Source organism: Streptomyces sp. NPDC050619 (assembly GCF_040654815.1).
In the GTDB taxonomy this organism is placed as follows: Bacteria; Actinomycetota; Actinomycetes; order Streptomycetales; family Streptomycetaceae; genus Streptomyces.
In genome coordinates this window covers 1-17792 of record NZ_JBFAIR010000025.1, presented here as the reverse complement: position 1 = coordinate 17792, position 17792 = coordinate 1, and the positions used below count along the sequence as shown (strand labels likewise).

Below are 17792 nucleotides of genomic sequence, written 5' to 3'. Positions count from 1 at the left end.
CCAATCCACCCAGCGCGGCAGTGATGAATCTCGCCAGGAAGAGCACCCGGCGCCCGATGCGCTCGATGCGACCGGATCCCCCTACGTGATCAAGACCGGCTCGGGAAACCGGGACAACATAGAAGCAGTGGCCTCCGGGGCGGCTGACGTCGCGATCACGACGCCCGCCGACATCATGCTTGAAATGGCTGTAGCCGGCCGGGACTTCTTCGCCGGCACCCCATACCCCCACCTCCGGACCCTGGGCTACATCCCCCAGGACGACCGGCTCGTCCTTGCTGTTCGGGCGGACACGGGGATCGAGTCGTTCGCCGACATCCGGGAGAAGCGCCCCGCCCTGTCTCTCGCCACCGGAAGCCGCGGCGAACACAATCTGATGACGTGGGCCGTCATGGAGGCGCTGCGCAGCCACGGGATCGACCCGGCCGACATCGAAGGGTGGGGCGGGCGCTGGATGGAGCACGACCATCCGCGTCGCGCGCTCGAGTGGGCGATCAGCGGTGAGGCCAATGCCGTGTTCTTCGAGGGAATCCTGGTCCCTCAGTGGTGGAGCTTCGTGGAGAAGGTACCGGTGCGGTTCATCCCGATGGAGGAGGAAGCGCTCGGGGACCTGAGCTCCCGGCTGGGCCTGCGTCCTGGAACGCTTGAGCGCGGGAGGCTGGGGGCGGAGGCCGACGTGCCGTGTCTCGACTGGTCGAACTGGGCCATCGTGGTCCGTGACGACATGCCGGACGAGATGGCGCACATGATCACCGCCGTGATGGTGGAGGAGCGTGCGGAACTCGAAGCGCGATACCGCCACCCACCTGCCGTACGAGCGCTCGCCGCTGTCGTACCCCATCGACCCGTACACGATGCACAAGGGCCTCGGTGCCCCGTTGCACCCCGGTGCCGAGCGGTACTACCGGGACAACGGATACCTGAGCTGACTTCCCCGCGAGGGCCCGCCATGCAAGGCGGTCGCGGCTGTTGAGGGGTGGCCGACCCATCCGGCGGGCCGGCGGGCCGGTGGGCTCCGAACAAACGACAGAAGAGAGCAAGCACAGCCATGACAGCTATACACACGGCATCCGTCGACGTTCCCACGTCGGACGGCACCGCCGATGCCTACCTCGCCCACCCTGACGACGGCGCCGGGCACCCGGCCGTGCTGGTCTACATGGATGCCTTCGGGCTGCGTCCCGACCTGTGGAAGACGGCCGACCACCTCGCCGAAGCCGGCTATACCGTCCTGGTCCCCAACGTGTTCTACCGTCACGGACCCGCACCGGTGGTCGAACTGCCTGACTTCATCCACCTGACCGAGCGTCCGGAGATATTCGGGCGCATCGTGCCCATCATGCGGTCGCTCACTCCCGACTTGGCCATGCGTGACGCCGACGCCTACCTGCGCTGGCTGGCCGACTCACCCCTGACCGGTGACGGACCGGCCGCCGTCGTCGGCTACTGCGTGGGCGCGGGCCTGGCGCTGCGCACCGCCGGTACCTATCCGGAGCGAGTGACCGCAGCGGCCGGCTTCCACGGCGGGAATCTCGCATCCGACGCCCCCGACAGCCCGCACCTGCTCGCCGACCGCATCACTGCGGAGCTGTACTTCGGCCACGCCGAGAACGACCACGGCCTGCCCCCCGAGCAGATCGACCGCCTGGAGAAGACGCTCACCGCGGCAGGTGTCCGCCACCACTGCGAGGTCTACACCGGCGCACCCCATGGCTTCACCCGGGCCGACACCGACGCCTACCAGCCCGAAGCCGCCGCACGCCACTGGACAGAGCTGCTGAGCCTGCTGAACCGCGCCTTCTGACCCGTGTTCACGCCAGCTGCGCCGGGCGCGTGACGTATCTGCGGTGCGCCTGCAGGCCGTTCCGGTCACGTCGAGTCCCGACCGGATTTTCGTAACTCTCAACGGATGGGGCCACCGTCTCGGTAGGCCTCGGCACCCGGAGGAATGAATGCTAAAAGGTAAGTCTCTGACGATCATCGCCGATTGGGGAAACGCCAACTTCCATGCCATCGCGGGATGGATCGCTGCCAATGTGAGGTTTCGTATCGACGGAGGTGGCTCGAACGGAACCCAGCACACAATTCTTACCGGCTCGGGATACCGGGAGAACGTGGAAGCAGTCGCCAACGGTACGGCCGACATCGCGATCACGACGCCCGCCGACATCACTCTCGAGATGGCCGTGGCCGGCCGGGACTTCTTCGCCGGCACGCCCTACCCTCACCTCCGGACCCTGGGATACATCCCCCAGGACGACCGCCTCGTGTTCGCCGTCCGGGCGGACACGGGAATCGAGTCGTTCGCCGACATCCGGGAGAAGCGCCCCGCCCTGACGATCGCGACCGCGACCCGCGACGAAGCCAACCTGATGACGTACGTCATCATGGAGGTGCTGCGTAGCCACGGAATCGACCCGGCCGACATCGAGGCGTGGGGCGGACGTTGGCTGGAGCACGATCATCCGCGCCGGTCGCTCGAGTGGGCGATCAACGGCGAGGCCAACGCCGTGATCAACGAAGCGATCCTGGTCCCCCAGTGGTGGAACCTCGTGGAAACGGTACCGATGCGGTTCATCCCGATGGAGGAGGAAGCGCTCGACGACCTGACTTCCCGGCTGGGCGTGCGCAGGGCCACGCTTGAGCGCGGGAGGCTGGGGGCGGAGACCGACGTGCCGTGTCTCGACTGGTCGAACTGGGCCATCGTGGTCCGCGACGACATGCCGGACGAGATGGCGCACATGATCACCGCCGTGATGGTGGAGGAGCGTGCGGAACTCGAAGCGCGATACCGCCACCTGCCGTACGAGCGCTCGCCGCTGTCGTACCCCATCGACCCGTACACGATGCACAAGGGCCTCGGTGCCCCGTTGCACCCCGGTGCCGAGCGGTACTACCGGGACAACGGATACCTGAGCTGACCTCAAGACCGACCGGTACATGGGGGAGGGTGAAGGAGCGGGGGTGCACGCAGTCGGAGTGGGGGAGTGCGTGCCCAACACTGCGACGCCGCCCTCCATTTGCCGGTCGGTCCAAGTATCCCCACACACAATCACCGGTGCCCACGCCACCACGTTCGCCCTCACCAGAAGGAGCATCACCATCACCGTTCCGGAACTGACCCAGCTCAGCCCACGCGTCTTCGCGTTCTCGACCGGTCACGCCAACGCCTACCTCTGGCGACACGGGCGCGGGGTGACCCTGGTCGATTCGGGCGAGGTCGGTCGTGAGTCCCTCGTGCTGGACGCGATACGCCGAATCGGACGCACCGAGCAGGACCTGGTCCGCATCGTGCTCACTCACTGGCATCACGACCACAGTGGCGGGGCCGCGGCCCTCGCCGAGCTGACCGGCGCCCAGGTCTGCGCCGGCCGCGCCGACGCCCCGGTCATCCGCGGTCAGCGGACTGGCGCTCCCGCGGTCCTCACCCCCGCCGAGGAGCCCCTCATGGCCCGCATCGCCGGGCAGGTGGCCCCGGCCCCCGCCTGTCTCGTCCACCGGGAGCTCGACGACGGTGACATCCTCGCCGACCCCGACATCGACCCGCATGCCGAACTCGCCCCGGGCGCCGTCGTCCTCGCCGTGCCCGGGCACACGCCGGGCAGTATCGCATTGCACCTGTCCGGTGAACGCGTCGTTCTCACCGGTGACATCGCCGGACACCTGAAGGGGGAGCACATCGCCCTCGGCCCCTTCAACACCGACCGCGAGCAAGCCCGCCACTCGCTGCGCCGGCTGGCGACTCTCGACGTCGACGCCGCCGGCTTCGGCCACGGAACCCCCATCACCCGCGACGCCGCCGTCGCCCTCGCCGGTTGGACCGACCCGCTCGCCCAGTAGGACTGCATGTCCTCGTGCTGCGTCGCGACGTCCACCAGGCCCGAACGTGGATCGCGCGTTCGCTGAGCACCGCGTTCGAACGGGCGAAGTCCGGATGCGCATCGGGCCACGCTGGAGGAGTTTCCGCGCACCGGGAAGGCTCCAGGCCGACGAGTTGTTCGCGCCGGAGACCGCGGAGAGCTGCGTGATCTGACACGCAGGGTGCGCCCTCTCCGTGTCCGGGCGCAGGCCCGCTTCACGACCTGCCGGATGATCTCCGCGGTCGACGCAGGCGTGAACACTGCCGACGACCGCACATTGCCTGCTACGGCACTAGCGATCATCGACCGAAACGTCCGCGCGCCGATGCGGGCGATGGACCGCCGCACCTGCCGGCGGACGGCACCTCACCGCGACGTCCTACCGCGAGCGGCACTGGGACGCCGCGGAGTCGGGAGGCGACCCTGCTCGCTCACGGCGTGCCGTGCACGCGGTTCCGCACGGTCGACGAGGCCTTGGCGGACGAGCAGTTGGGGTGCGAGCAGTCCTGCCGACCGCCGAGGACGTCACCTGTCGCTATCGCCACCAGTACGTCGGCGCACCCTTCCAGTCGTTGCCCTCCGCCCGGGGGAGTGCCCCGATGCGCCCCAGTGCGGCTTGGAGCAGGTGGGCAATGGCAGGACCGAGCCGTTGGCCTCCGCAGGCCGGGCGTTCACCCGAGCCTTGCGGCGAGCCGGTCGGCCACGATGCGCCCGAAGACGGCGCCTTTCCCGAGCAAGGTACCGGGCAGGTATGCCGCACCGTGGAAGCCGCCGGTGACCTCCCCGATCGCGTACAGGCCGTCGATGACGTCGCCGTCGACGTCGACCACCTGGCCGTTTCGGTCGATGGTCACGCCGCAGTAAGTGGTGGTCAGCAGCGACTTGGCCGGGTAGGCGTAGTAGGGGGCGGTGTCGATCGGGAGCAGGTCGCCGACGCCGTTGCACAGGCTGGCGCGGCCTACCTCGTCCGGCTCCTCACCCGCCGTCGCGGCGTTGTACCGGGACACGGTATCGACCAGGCAGGCCGGGTCGATACCGGCGACGGCGGCGAGCTCGTCGAGGGTCTCGGCCGTGAAGACGTGGCCCAGATCTTCGAGGGCGTCGATGTCCTTCAGGGGAAGGCCGCGGTGGGACTTCGCGCGGACCTTGGCGTCGAAGATCTGGAAGCCGAGCCCGTCGGGTTGGTCGAGGACCACCCGGCCGAGGAACTTGTAGTTCTGGGACTCATCGACGAAGCGGCGGCCGTTCTTGTTCACGACGATCGCGCCCATGTAGTACGCCAGGAGGAGTTCGTGGGACTCCTCGCCGGTGTCCGGGTGGGATCCGTAGGTGCCCGAGACGGAGGACACGTCCGCCATGCCGGCGCCGAGCTTCCAGGCCATGCGTAGTCCGTCGCCGGTGTTGCCCCTGCCCCCGTACGGAATCGCGGCGAGCTGCTCGGGCGCGAAGATCTTCAGCAGCTCCGTGCCTCGGGTGAACCCGCCCGTGGCCAGCACCACGCCGAACCGGCCGCTGAAGAGTGCTTCCTCCCCGTCCGGAGTCCGCGTGACGACGCCGGTGACCCGGCCCGTGCGTTCCTGCTCCAGCCGGACGGCCTGGTGGTTCAGTCCAGTGTGCCCGCCGGCTTTGGTGAATGCCTGGTGGAGCTGGGCCAGGACGTCCTTGATCGCTGAGTTGTGGCTGCGCCGGGCCGAGTGGCCCGAGCTGCTCTCCACCTCCCGGAAGACCACCCCGTGGGACCTCAGCCACCGGTAGGTCTGCTGCTGATGCGTCAGGTACGCCTCCAGCAGGGCCCGGTCGTTGCGGTGCTCGCCCACCTCGAGCATGTCCTCGAGGAACAGCTCGGCCGAGTCCTCGATACCCTCCGCGGCCTGTTCGTCGGTTCCGCAGAACGCGAACGAACCGCCACTCATCGCCGAGGACCCGCCCAGCGCGTCGGTCTTCTCCAGCAGAACCACCGAGAGGCCGGCCTCCGCAGCCGAGGTCGCCGCCGTCTGCCCGGCAATTCCGGATCCGACGACCACGACATCGAAGTCATGCTTCATTTCAGACGACCTCACCATTGAATGCGCCCTTCCGATGCAGCGGCGCCTTCGCCCGCTGCGGCTGTGCCGATGAGTATGGCCACACATGGCCTTAATACCGTCGAAATTCTGGAAGCCAGAATTCGTCACCGCAGAGCAGTCCCGGCACTCCCCAGTGCGGTCGGATCTGGGCATACTCCTGGCCACGGCCCCCTGAAGTCAGGCGCCCCCACTCCAACTCTGTTGAGGTTCTTCTCGATGAAGACCACCACCCAGCGCATCCTGGCCCTCGCCGTGGCCCCGCCAACAGCGCACGGCATCCACGTGCGCGCCCGTCCCACGGGCGCTACAAGCCCCTTCCACATACCTGCGGCACGGCTCCGGTGAGCCGCCGACCCGATGTCGTCGTTGTCGGTGCCGGCACCTCTGGCGCGGTGCTCGCGGCACGGCTGACCGAGGACCCCGACCGCGAAGTGCTGCTGCTGGACGCCGGGCCGACGCCGCGCGGCAAGGACGGCTTCGGCCCCGCGCTGCTGGACGCGCGTCTGGTTCCGGGCGCGCAGCCGAACCATCCCGCCACGCAGGCGTATCCCGTGCGACTCACTCCGGAGCGGCCGTGGACGGTCACGCGCGGACGCGTCCTCGGCGGCTCCAGTACCGTCAACGGCGGCTACTTCACGCGGGCCCGGCGTGCGGACTTCCATCGCTGGGCCGCCGCCGGCAATCCGGCCTGGGCCTACGACAGAGTCCTGCCGCTCCTGCGCGCTCTGGAGAACGACCTCGACTTCGGCCCGAGCCAACTGCACGGTGATCGCGGCCCCATGCGGATCCGCCGCGGAAGCCTGACGCACCCGGCCGCCGCGGCCTTCCGCGACGCCGCCCACGCTCTCGGCTTTCCCGCCGACCCCGACAAGAACGGCCAGGCACCACCCGGTTTCGGGCCCGTGCCCTCCAACTCGATCGACGGGATACGCCGCAACACCGGAATGAGCTATCTGCCTCCCGAGGTCCTGGACCGCCCCAACCTCACCGTCCTCGGACGCCGCAAGGCCCTGCGCGTCGTGATCGAGCACGGCCGCGCCGTCGGCGTCATCGCCGAGGGCAATGGCCTGGACTCCGTGCTCGAAGCCGACAACGTCGTACTCAGCACCGGTGCCTTCGCCACGCCGCACCTGCTACAGCTCTCCGGTGTCGGACCGCGTGCCGACCTCGAACGACTCGGCATACCCGTCGTCCAGGAGGCCCCCGCCGTCGGCACCCGCTTCAGCGACCACCCACAGGTCATTCTGGACTGGAACCCACTGCGGGACCTGGGCGAACCGGCCGACACCTGGCTCGGCGGCTGTCTGCACCTCCCCTCCACGGATCGCACGACCGAGAACCCCGGCGGCCCAGGAGATCTGGAGATACTCCAGTCCCTGGTCCCCATGGCCGGGCTCGTGGGTGGAGCCGTGAGCGTCCCCGGCGCCCCTCTGTCGTTCCTCGTGTCCGCCCAGGCACCCCGGCCGACCGGCCGCATGCGAATCCGGTCCACCGACCCCACCACACCACCCAGCATCGACTACGGCTACCTGGGCACCCCCGACGACTGCCGGCGCATACGCGAAGCCGTACGCGTCACCGCGTCCCTGCTCGACACCCCGCCCCTGGCGGACATCTCCCACGGCCTGCTCGACCCCGGCCCCGACGTCCTCGACGACGACCGCGCCCTCGATAACTGGATCCGCGACCACCTCGGCACCGCCCAGCACACCTGCGGCACCGTCCCGATGGGACCGGCCGACGATCCCCGCCGCGCCGCCGTAGACCAGTTCGGGCGCGTCCACGGCGTGCGGGGACTGCGTGTCGCGGACACCTCGATCCTCCCGGACGCGCCCCACCGCGGGCCGGCGGCGACCGCCGTCCTCATCGGCGAACTCATCGCCGACGCCATCCGGCGTGACCTTCCCTGATGTCGTCCGCTCGCTTGAACTCCGCGACTCGTCCAAATCGCTGCTGTAGACACCTTTCTTTTTGGCACCCGATGCCAATACTCTTCCCGGTGTCTGCACGTCGCGGTCACAGACGCTCGTGTTCCCGAGCGCCTTCCGCTGTCCTGCCTGCAGCCCATTCCACACTCGCCGGGTGTGCGGACACAGGTGTGTCCCCACTCGCTTCTGCCCGCGCACCCCGGGATTCGCATGCACCGCGCATGTTCGCACTCGGCAAGGGAGATTCGCATGAACGAGCTCGACTTCGGTCAGACCGAGGAGAACCACGCCGACGAGAACCCGTCGCCCGACGCGCTGATCGAGGCCGACGCGTTGATCGAGGAGGTCTCGATCGACGGCATGTGCGGCGTCTACTAGGTCGCGCACATGTCCACGCTGAACCTGGATCGTGCCTGGGACCTGCACCCACAGGTCTCGGTACGGCCGGAACCCTTCGGTGCCCTGCTGTATCACTTCGGCACCCGCAAGCTGTCCTTCCTCAAGGACCGCCGTCTACTCGCGGTCGTCCAGGCGCTCGCGACGGCTCCCACCGCGCGGGCGGCCTGTGCGGCCTCCGGCGTCCGCGACGGGGAACTGCCCCGATACGGACAGGCCTTGGCCGCGCTCGCCCAGTCCTCGATGGTCATCGAAAGGTCCCCGAGCACATGACCACAACCCCGGAAATATCAAGGCCCGCGCCGGCTGCCTCGCGCCTGGTGGACCTCTTCGAGTACGGCCTCGACGCCCCGATCTGCCTGACCTGGGAACTCACCTACGCCTGCAACCTGTCCTGCACCCACTGCCTGTCCAGCTCCGGCCGGCGCGACCCGCGCGAGCTGACCACGGCGGAGGCCAAGGCCGTCATCGACGAGCTGGAGGCCATGCAGGTCTTCTACGTCAACCTCGGCGGCGGCGAACCGACGGTCCGCCCCGACTTCTGGGAGCTGCTCGACTACGCCACCGCCCACCACGTGGGCGTCAAGTTCTCCACCAACGGCGTGCGGATCACCCCCGAGGTCGCCCGGCGCCTGGCCGCCAACGACTACGTCGACGTGCAGATCTCCCTCGACGGGGCGACCGCCGAGGTCAACGACGCGGTGCGCGGACCCCGTTCGTACGACACGGCGCTGCGTGCGATGCGCAACCTGGCCGACGCCGGGATGAAGAACTTCAAGCTCTCCGTGGTGTGCACCCGGCACAACATCCCGCAGATGGACGAGTTCAAGGCCATCGCCGACCGCTACGGCGCGCAGCTGCGGCTGACGCGGCTTCGTCCCTCCGGGCGTGGCGCGGACGTGTGGGACGAGCTGCATCCCCTGCCGGAGCAGCAGCGGGAGCTGTATGACTGGCTGGTGGCGCACGGCGAGCAGGTACTCACCGGTGACTCGTTCTTCCATCTGTCGGCGTACGGACAGGCGTTGCCGGGCCTGAACCTGTGCGGGGCCGGGCGTGTGGTGTGCCTGATCGACCCGGTCGGCGATGTGTACGCGTGCCCGTTCGCGATCCACGACGAGTTCCTCGCCGGGAACGTCCGTGGGCCCGGCGGCTTCGCCGGGGTGTGGCGGGAATCCGAACTGTTCCGCGGCCTGCGCGAACCGCAGTCCGGTGGCGCCTGCACCTCGTGCACCTTCTACGACACCTGCAAGGGCGGCTGCATGGCGGCCAAGTTCTTCACCGGGCTGCCGCTGGACGGCCCTGACCCCGAATGCGTCCAGGGGTACGGCGAACAGTTGCTGGCCCAGCGCCCCAAGGACCGCGGCCCCATCCCCAAACCATCCGGCGATCACTCCCACCGCACCGCACCGGCGCGCGGACCGGGGCCCGTGGACGTGGTCCTCACGCGCCGCCCGGATCTGGACCGGCCGCCGGTCAGCGCCTGCGCCGAGGATCCGCTGGCCGGCGTGAGCCTCACCTAGTTCCGCATGACAACACTTGACAAAGAGAGAGCCGCACATGGGCAAGAATCCCTGGTTCGAGACCGTCGCTGAGGCTCAGCGCCGCGCCAAGAAGTATCTGCCGAGCACCGTCTACGGTTCGCTGGTGGCCGGTTCGGAACGCGGCCGCACGATCGACGACAACACCGGAGCCTTCGCCGAACTGGGCTTCGCCCCGCGTGTGGTGGGCCATCACGCGGAGCGGGACCTTTCCACGACCGTGCTCGGAGTGGAGTCCGCGTTCCCGGTGGTGATCTCGCCGACCGGCGTGCAGGCCGTCCATCCCGACGGCGAGGTCGCGGTGGCCCGCGCGGCGGCGAACCGAGGCGTGATCATGGGCTTGAGTTCCTTCGCCAGCAAGCCGGTGGAGGAGGTCGCCGAGGCGAACGCGAACACCTTCTACCAGATGTACTGGACCGGCACCCGCGAGTCGATGGCGCAGCGCATGGACCGGGCGCGGGCCGCGGGGGCGAAGGCGCTGATCGCCACCCTGGACTGGTCGTTCTCCCACGGCCGGGACTGGGGAAGCCCGCCCATCCCGGAAAAGGTCGACCTCAGGACGATGATCAGGTTCGCGCCGGACGTCCTGCCTCACCCGCGCTGGCTGTGGACGTTCGCCAAGTCCGGACGGATCCCCGACCTGACCGCCCCCAACCTCCAGCCGCCGGGCGGTAAGGCACCCACCTTCTTCGGCGCCTACGGCGAGTGGATGCAGACCGCGCCGCCCACCTGGGAGGACGTCAAGTGGATGCGTGCGGAGTGGGGCGGTCCGTTCCTGCTCAAGGGCGTGAGCCGAGTGGACGACGCCAGGCGGGCCGTCGACGCCGGCGTGTCCGGCATCTCGGTCTCCAACCACGGAGGCAACAACCTGGACACCACGCCGGCGTCCATCCGGCTGCTGCCCTCGATCGCCGAGGCGGTCGGCGACGAGATCGAGGTCCTGCTCGACGGCGGTATCCGCCGCGGGGGCGACGTCGCGAAGGCCCTGGCGCTGGGGGCGCGGGCGGTCCTGATCGGCCGCGCCTACCTGTGGGGGCTGGCCGCGGGCGGGCAGGCGGGCGTGGAGAACGTCCTGGACATCCTGCGCGGCGGACTCGACTCCGCCGTACTCGGCCTCGGGCACTCCTCGGTCCACGAGCTCTCGCCGGGCGACCTGGCCGTTCCGGACGGCTTCACGCGCACCCTGGGTGCCGCGCGCACAGCCGGCACAGCGGGCTAGCGATGCCGTCGCTCCGACAACCGCCGGCGGAACCGGGGGACTTGGCCCGATCGGTCTGGCCGGCCGTCCCGGCCGACGCGCTGGTGCTGGTTCCCGTCGGCTCCACCGAGCAGCACGGGCCGCATCTGCCGTTGAACACGGACAGCGTCATCGCCCGGTCGGTGGCGCGGTCGGCGGCGGAGCGACTGGCGTCCGGCGGACCGGATCGTCCCGTGCTGCTGGCTCCGGCCATCGCCTACGGTGCCAGCGGCGAGCACGCGGCCTTCCCGGGGACGGTCTCGATCGGGCACGAGGCGCTGCGCCTCGTCCTGGTCGAGACCGTACGGTCCCTGTCGCTGTGGGCCGGTCGCATCGTCTTCGTCAACGGCCACGGCGGGAACGTCCCCACGCTCGACGCGGCCGTCGGCCAACTCCGCGGCGAAGGCCACGACGTGTCGTGGCTCAACTGCGAGATACCCGGCGGCGACGCGCACGCGGGCCGTGCGGAGACCTCGGTGCTGCTGCACCTGGTACCCGGCGACGTCCGTCTGGCCGAAGCCGTTCCCGGCGAGACCCGCCCGCTCGCCGACCTGATGCCGGACCTGATCGCCCGTGGGGTCCGCGCACTGTCACCCTCCGGCGTGCTCGGCGACCCGACAGGTGCCACGGCCGAGGAAGGACGCGTCTCGTTCGAGTCGATGGTGGCCACCGCCGTACGCCGGATCACCGCAGGCCGCGCAGCCTCCCGGGGCCGACTGATCGACACGAGCACGACCTCCGCGACGCCGGGTCGGCCCGGCGCGGCCATGCCTGGCGAACCGCCCACTCCTCGCACGAAATCGGCGCACCCATGACCCTTCCCCACGGCTTCGTGGTCACCCTCGACCAGCACACCCGTGTCCTCGACCAGGGCCGGTCACTCCTCGGCGGCTGCCCGACCCGCCTGCTCAAACTGAGTCCCCGGGCGAGACCGCTGCTGGCCGGCCGGACGGTACGCGTGGGGGATGCCGCAAGCGCGGTCCTCGCCGACCGCCTGCTGGAGACCGGCCTGGCCCACCCGGCCGTGCAAGCCCTGCCGCCCCATCCCGCACCCGGCAGCAGTCACGGTCCGAGCTGCACGTACGTCATCCCGGTACGCGACCGCCCCCGCGAACTCGCCCGGCTCCTGGAAAGCCTCCCTTCAGGCAGCCCGGTGATCGTCGTGGACGACGCGTCACGCCACCCCGATCCGATCAGCGCCGTCGCCGCCCAGCACGGCGCACACCTGGTCCCGCTCACCGTCAACGTCGGACCGGCCGGTGCCCGCAACGCCGGGCTGCGCCTGGTCACCACGCCCTACGTGGTTTTCTGCGACTCCGACATCGTCCTGCCGGCCCGGACGGTGCCGACCCTGCTGCGGCACTTCGCCGACCCGCGCGTCGCCCTGGCCGTCCCCAGGATCACCGGCCTTGCCACCTCCCGGTCCTCCGGCTGGCTCGGCCGCTACGAATCCACCCGATCCTCCCTCGACCTCGGGGCACACCCGGCCGCCGTACGACCGGGCACACCCGTCTCCTGGATCCCCAGTGCCTGCATGGTCGCCCGAGTCGACGCGCTCGTCGACGGCGGCGGCTTCGACGCGCGCATGCGCGTGGGCGAAGACGTCGACCTTTGCTGGCGCCTGGGGGACAAGGGCCGGCGTATCCGGTACGAACCGTCCGTCGAAGCCGCCCACGAGCACCGGATCCGCCTCGCCGACTGGTTCTCGCGGAAGGCCGTCTACGGCACCGGCGCCCACCCCCTCGCCCAACGCCACCCCCAACACATCGCGCCCGCCGTGCTCGCCCCCTGGAACACCGCTCTGCTCCTCGCCCTCCTCGCCCAGCGGCGCTGGTCCCTCCCCGTCGCCGGCGCCATCTGGACCCTCGCCGCCGCCCGCATCGCCCGCAAGCTGGAGGACACCGAGCACCCGGTCCGCCACGCCGCCCGGCTCACCGCCGACGGCACCGTCTCCGCCCTCGCCCAGGGATCGGCGCTGCTGACCCGCCACTGGTGGCCGCTCACCGCCATCGGCTGCCTGACCTCCCAACGCGTTCGCCGCGCCACGGCCCTGGCCGCCATCACCGACATCACCCTCGAACACCGCCGCGGCCGAACCCGCCTCGACCCCATCCGCTACGGAGTGGCCCGCCGCCTCGACGACCTCGCCTACGGCACCGGCGTCTGGATCTCCGCCTTCCAAGGCCGCTCCACCATCGCCCTCCGCCCACGTATCGTCCTGACCCCCACAAGGACGCGGCGCCAAGACCGATAGCAAGGTTGGGAGGGATCACGCACGGCTGCGAGGATGGTCATGAGTCCTGGTGCTGGACGCAGGAACGCCGGGTGGGGCGCGACCGGAGGGGAATCTTCGTAGATGGCTTCGTCAGATCCGACCACGAGGGCGGGCTCACCCAGGTCGCGGGTCGGACGGCCGTCGGCCACCTCGCGTGACCAGCTCGAGCGTCTCGCGTTCGAGCTGTTCGCGCGCAAGGGTTTCGAACAGACCACCATCGACGACATCGCCGCAGCGGCGAAGATCAGTCGCCGGACCTTTTTCCGGTACCACGCGTCGAAGAACGACTTGGTGTGGGGCGACTTCGACAGCGAACTGGCGCGCTTCCACGGCCTGCTCGCCGCCTGCCCGCCGGAGCTGGCGATGATGGACGGCTTGCGCGAGGCCGTCGTGTCCTTCAACCAGTTCGACCCGATCGACGTGCCCTGGCATCGTCGACGCATGGAGCTCATCCTGCGCGTGCCCGCTCTCCAGGCCGACTCCACACTTCGTTACGCGTCCTGGCGGTCGGTGGTCGCCGCCTTCGTCGCTGATCGGACTAGCCGGCCGCAGGACGCCCTGCTGCCGCGTCAGGTCGGGTACGCCGCACTGGCGACCTGCATCGCGGCGTACGAGCAGTGGCTCGCCGACGAAGGCACGGACCTGGCCGAGCTGTTGGATGCGGCCATGCGTGAGCTCCAGGGGGGCTTCGCAGGCCACGAGCCGGTCACCGGCCGCCGGGCGGCTCCGTAAGGGCAGGGCCGCCCCGGCGGCACCACTCCTACTTCGGCAGCTGCTCCGCGCTGGCCAGCAGGGTCTTGTACTCGAAGTAGGCGTTGAGTCCCTCGGCACCCAGTTCCCGCCCGATACCACTGTCTTTCATGCCACCGAACGGGGCGTTGATGTCGAGGCTGTAGTAGTTGACGCCGATCGTCCCGGTGCGGACACGTCGCGCGATGTCGAGACCACGGGACTCATCGGCGGTCCAGACGGACCCGGCGAGTCCGTAGTCGCTGTCGTTGGCGATGCGCACCGCGTCGTCGTCGTCATCGAACGGGATGACCGCGATGACCGGTCCGAAGACCTCCTCACGCGCGAGGCGATCGGTGTTCTTCACGTCGGCGAACACAGTCGGCTCGACGAACCAGCCACGGTCCTGACCGGCCGGACGGCCGCCACCGCTGATCAGCCGGGCGTCGCTGTCCCTCGCGATGTCGATGTATCCGAGCACCTTCCGCTGTTGCTGCTCGCTGGCCATGGGCCCGATGGTGACGGACGGATCCAGCGGATTGCCGATCGTCTGCGACCTCGTGAACGTCGCCAGCGCGTCCACCACTTCGGCATAGCGCGACCGCGGCGCGAGGATCCTGGACTGGGCCGCACAGGTCTGGGAGTTGTTCATGAACGAGGCCGGCCCGATGCCTCCCAGGAACACGTCGAGGTCGACGTCGTCGAGGACGATCGCGGCGGATTTCCCGCCGAGTTCGAGGGTGGCCCGGCGAACGAGCCGGCCGCACTCGGCTCCGATCCACCGGCCCGTGGCGGTCGATCCGGTGAAGGCGATCTTGTCCACACCCGGGTGGGTGACCAGGGACGCGCCGGCCTCTCGGCCGGCCGTCACGATGTTCAGCACGCCAGGCGGGAGTCCCGCTTCACGGGCCGCTTCGCCGAAGACGTAGAGATCGAGTGCGGTCTCCGGTGACGGCTTCAGCACGACGGTGCACCCGGCGGCCAGCGCCGGGGCGACCTTCCAACTGGCTATCATCTGCGGGTAGTTCCACGGCACGATGGCACCGACGACCCCTACCGGCTCACGCCGGACGATCGTCGCCCCGAAGGGGCTCGGCTGGATGACCTCCAGCGCGACCGTCTTGATCATCTCGGCGTAGGTTCGGAACACGCCGGCGGGCGCATGTCCATTGAGCGCTCGGGACGTGCCGATGGGCATACCGTTCTCGCGCGTCACGACCTCGCTCGTGACATCGGCGCGCTTCAGCAGGGCATCGGCGAAGCGGTGCATGATCTCCGCGCGCTCGGCGGGAGTGGTGCGTCCCCACGGTCCCTCGTCGAGCGCGCGCCGGGCTGCGAGGACGGCGGCGTCGATGTCCGCGACGCTGCCGAGGGCGGCGGTCGCGAACTCCTCCTCGGTCGCCGCCTCGATCACCCGGTGGGTGTCTGTGCCGTGCGGTTTGGCCCACTCGCCGTCGATGAAGAACTCGAGCCGGTCCAGGTCTGTGGTGTGTTGGGCGGAACGTGTCATGGTCGACTCCAATGCGGGATACCCACGGTGTCGCCGGGAACTGGCGACACCGTGAGGCGTGAGACATGAACGAAGTGCGGATCAGTGCTCGTGGACGATGACCCCGCGCAGCAGCCGGCCGGCCAGCATGTCGTCGTACGCCTCGTTGATCTCGTCCAGGCGGTACGTCTTGGTGACCAGCTCGTCGAGCTTCAGCTGCCCGGACTTGTACAGGCCCAGCAACAGCGGAATGTCGGACCGTGGATTCCCCGCCCCGAACAGCGAGCCACGGATCTCCTTCTGGAACGACGTCAGCTCCATGAGGTGCAGCTTGGCGTCCAGCTCACCCATCCTCGCCAGAGCGGTGATGACGGCCCTGCCGCCCTTGCGAATGAGCTCCAGCATCTGCTGCACCATGTCCCCGTGCACGACCCCGACTGTCAGGATCGCGACGTCGGCCATCACTCCACGGGTGAGCTCGTTGACCAGTCCCTTCGCCTCCTCCACGCTTCCGGCGAAGTGCGTGGCCCCCAGGCGCGCGGCCATCTCCTTCTTCGCATCGGCGATGTCGACGGCGACGACGTTCTTCGCACCAGCCATTTTCGCGCCCTGCACGGCATTGCCGCCGATGCCGCCGATCCCGACCACCACCACGGTGTCACCGGGCGACACCTCGCCGGTCTTGACCGCGGATCCCCAGCCGGTCATCACGCCGCACCCGGTCAGACAGGCCAGCTCCAGCGGAACATCCTTGTCGATCTTCACCACGGAGTCCTCCGCGACCACCGCATAGGTGGCGAAGGCGCCGAGCAGCAGCATCGACCCGAGATCTTTGCCGTCCGCATGGGCTCGGAACGTGCCGTCCAGCTGTTTCCCGCCCGCGATGAACGCCCCCCGGTCGCAGAGGTTGGAGTGTCCGGTAGTGCACCAGTGGCACTTTCCGCACGCCGGGATGAACGACAGGACGACGTGGTCTCCGACCTCGACACCGTGGACCTCGGGTCCGACCTCCTGGACGATTCCCGCGCCCTCGTGGCCGCCGATGATCGGGAGCGGGATGGGAAGGTCACCGGTGCGAACATGGTCGTCCGAATGGCACAGGCCGGTGGCGATCAGCTTGACGAGGACTTCTTTGGCCTTCGGCGCGTCGAGCTCGACGTCCTGAACGACCCACGGGGATTTCGCTTCCCACAGAACTGCGGCTCTTGCCTTCACAACTGCCTGCTTTCCAATGGAGCACTGGTGCTGGTGACGGTCGTCTCGCGGCCGGTCATGCACCGAGGGTGGATCGCAGGACTAGGATGAGGACAGAAAATTCTGCATAGCAGATCAGGGATCCAATGTCGAAGCCGATGAAGAGCCCGCCGGTGTACGCGCCTGCCAGCGTCGACCACGCACTGCGGCTTGCCCAGATCCTGCAGATGGAAGGTGTGATCACGGTTTCGGCGGCTGCCGAACGGCTTGGCGTGGCGCGATCGACCGCGCACCGGCTGCTGTCGGCGCTGGCCTACCGGGACTTCGCGCTCCAGGACGAGGACCGCTCCTACCGTGTCGGGCCGATACTCGAGCTCGCCGGACAATCCAGGTCCAACGTGGGCGCGCTCCGTGCCGCCGCGCTCGAGCCCATGCGCGCCCTGGTCGACAGGCTCAACGAGACCGTGAACCTCAGCATCCGCACCGGACGCAACGCGCGGTTCATCGCGTCGGTCGAGTGCTCGCAGGCACTCCGCGTGGGCAGCCGCGAAGGCATGGTCTTTCCGGCGCATCTGGTGTGCGGAGGGCTCATCACGCTGGCGGCGCTGAGCTACGACGAACTGGAAGCCCTCTACGCTCCGGGCCCGACAGGTGGCCATGACGACCACCCGCCGGATCTCAGGGCGTTGTGCCGCGAACTCCGCGAGGTCCGGGACAGCGGCGTCGCGCTGAACGTCGAGAGGTCCGAGCGGGGCGTGGTCGCCGTCGGATGCAGACTCACCGACCGCGACGACGTCGTCGTCGCCGGTCTCTCGATCTCGATGCCGAGCGTCCGCTACTCGCCGACGCTCGTGCGACCTCTGCTGCGCTCCCTGAGGTCGACGGCCGACCTGATCTCGCGGTCGTTGTGACCCGTCGGTGCGGCGGCCCAGAAGAAGTCCCTGGGGCTTGTCCCCAGGCTCAGTGCAGCACTTCGACTGCCTCCTCGGCGAGGTCCCGCAGCACGGCGCTGATGCGGCGCTGGTCGGCGTTGTTCATACGGCTGACGGGCACGGAGACATTGAGGGCGACCGGCATGGG

Annotated in this window: 17 protein-coding genes; 14 read left to right on the top strand and 3 right to left on the bottom strand. The window is 69.3% G+C overall.

The window, feature by feature from the left end; genetic code table 11:
- Positions 1–85: 85 nt before the first annotated feature.
- The 4 genes from AB0I77_RS33950 to AB0I77_RS33935 all read left to right on the top strand — a co-directional run bounded on the left by AB0I77_RS33950 (position 86) and on the right by AB0I77_RS33935 (position 3840).
- On the top strand, positions 86–973 hold the full coding sequence (locus AB0I77_RS33950) for a TAXI family TRAP transporter solute-binding subunit (protein ID WP_363286602.1): 888 nt from the start codon (positions 86–88) through the stop codon (positions 971–973).
- A gap of 75 nt (positions 974–1048) precedes the next feature.
- Positions 1049–1804: a dienelactone hydrolase family protein gene (locus AB0I77_RS33945; RefSeq protein WP_363286601.1), complete on the top strand. Its 756-nt coding sequence runs from the start codon at positions 1049–1051 to the stop codon at positions 1802–1804.
- Between the two features lie 148 nt (positions 1805–1952).
- Positions 1953–2921 (top strand): TAXI family TRAP transporter solute-binding subunit, encoded by a 969-nt coding sequence (locus tag AB0I77_RS33940; RefSeq protein ID WP_363286600.1) that lies wholly within the window; start codon positions 1953–1955, stop codon positions 2919–2921.
- Between the two features lie 43 nt (positions 2922–2964).
- A complete protein-coding gene (locus tag AB0I77_RS33935) occupies positions 2965–3840 on the top strand; it encodes an MBL fold metallo-hydrolase (RefSeq protein ID WP_363286599.1) in 876 nt (291 codons plus the stop codon).
- 691 nt (positions 3841–4531) lie between these two features.
- Here AB0I77_RS33935 and AB0I77_RS33930 read toward each other — a convergent pair.
- Positions 4532–5905, bottom strand: coding sequence for an FAD-dependent oxidoreductase (locus AB0I77_RS33930; protein WP_363286598.1), 1374 nt, complete (start codon positions 5903–5905; stop codon positions 4532–4534).
- Between the two features lie 237 nt (positions 5906–6142).
- Between AB0I77_RS33930 and AB0I77_RS33925 the strand changes: the two genes are divergently transcribed.
- The 9 genes from AB0I77_RS33925 (at position 6143) to mftR (ending at position 14032) form a co-directional block, all read left to right on the top strand.
- The gene (locus AB0I77_RS33925) at positions 6143–6271 is read left to right on the top strand and encodes a hypothetical protein (protein ID WP_363286597.1); all 129 of its coding nucleotides are present in this window, start codon (positions 6143–6145) and stop codon (positions 6269–6271) included.
- On the top strand, positions 6268–7836 hold the full coding sequence (gene mftG / locus AB0I77_RS33920) for a mycofactocin system GMC family oxidoreductase MftG (protein WP_363286596.1): 1569 nt from the start codon (positions 6268–6270) through the stop codon (positions 7834–7836). Before AB0I77_RS33925 ends, mftG begins: the two co-directional genes overlap by 4 nt.
- Before the next feature lie 267 nt (positions 7837–8103).
- Complete coding sequence (mftA, locus tag AB0I77_RS33915) at positions 8104–8232, top strand: mycofactocin precursor MftA (protein ID WP_363286595.1); 129 nt, start codon at positions 8104–8106, stop codon at positions 8230–8232.
- Between the two features lie 9 nt (positions 8233–8241).
- The gene (gene mftB / locus AB0I77_RS33910; protein WP_363286594.1) at positions 8242–8523 is read left to right on the top strand and encodes a mycofactocin biosynthesis chaperone MftB; all 282 of its coding nucleotides are present in this window, start codon (positions 8242–8244) and stop codon (positions 8521–8523) included.
- Positions 8520–9770 (top strand): mycofactocin radical SAM maturase, encoded by a 1251-nt coding sequence (gene mftC, locus AB0I77_RS33905; protein ID WP_363286593.1) that lies wholly within the window; start codon positions 8520–8522, stop codon positions 9768–9770. Before mftB ends, mftC begins: the two co-directional genes overlap by 4 nt.
- Before the next feature lie 37 nt (positions 9771–9807).
- Positions 9808–11007 (top strand): pre-mycofactocin synthase MftD, encoded by a 1200-nt coding sequence (gene mftD, locus AB0I77_RS33900; RefSeq protein ID WP_363286592.1) that lies wholly within the window; start codon positions 9808–9810, stop codon positions 11005–11007.
- Between the two features lie 41 nt (positions 11008–11048).
- Complete coding sequence (mftE, locus tag AB0I77_RS33895; RefSeq protein WP_363286591.1) at positions 11049–11840, top strand: mycofactocin biosynthesis peptidyl-dipeptidase MftE; 792 nt, start codon at positions 11049–11051, stop codon at positions 11838–11840.
- The gene (mftF, locus tag AB0I77_RS33890) at positions 11837–13279 is read left to right on the top strand and encodes a mycofactocin biosynthesis glycosyltransferase MftF (RefSeq protein ID WP_363286590.1); all 1443 of its coding nucleotides are present in this window, start codon (positions 11837–11839) and stop codon (positions 13277–13279) included. The genes mftE and mftF overlap by 4 nt, the downstream gene beginning before the upstream one ends.
- Positions 13280–13381: 102 nt before the next feature.
- Positions 13382–14032 carry a mycofactocin system transcriptional regulator gene (mftR, locus tag AB0I77_RS33885; protein ID WP_363286589.1) on the top strand — a complete coding sequence of 217 codons (651 nt, stop codon included), beginning with the start codon at positions 13382–13384 and terminating at the stop codon, positions 14030–14032.
- A gap of 28 nt (positions 14033–14060) precedes the next feature.
- On the opposite strand, the gene AB0I77_RS33880 is transcribed toward mftR, so the two are convergent.
- Positions 14061–15539: an aldehyde dehydrogenase gene (locus AB0I77_RS33880; RefSeq protein WP_363286588.1), complete on the bottom strand. Its 1479-nt coding sequence runs from the start codon at positions 15537–15539 to the stop codon at positions 14061–14063.
- 81 nt (positions 15540–15620) lie between these two features.
- Positions 15621–16733 (bottom strand): NDMA-dependent alcohol dehydrogenase, encoded by a 1113-nt coding sequence (locus AB0I77_RS33875; RefSeq protein WP_363286587.1) that lies wholly within the window; start codon positions 16731–16733, stop codon positions 15621–15623.
- 125 nt (positions 16734–16858) lie between these two features.
- On the opposite strand from AB0I77_RS33875, the gene AB0I77_RS33870 reads away from it, so the two are divergent.
- Positions 16859–17623: an IclR family transcriptional regulator gene (locus AB0I77_RS33870; protein WP_363286586.1), complete on the top strand. Its 765-nt coding sequence runs from the start codon at positions 16859–16861 to the stop codon at positions 17621–17623.
- Positions 17624–17792: the final 169 nt, after the last annotated feature.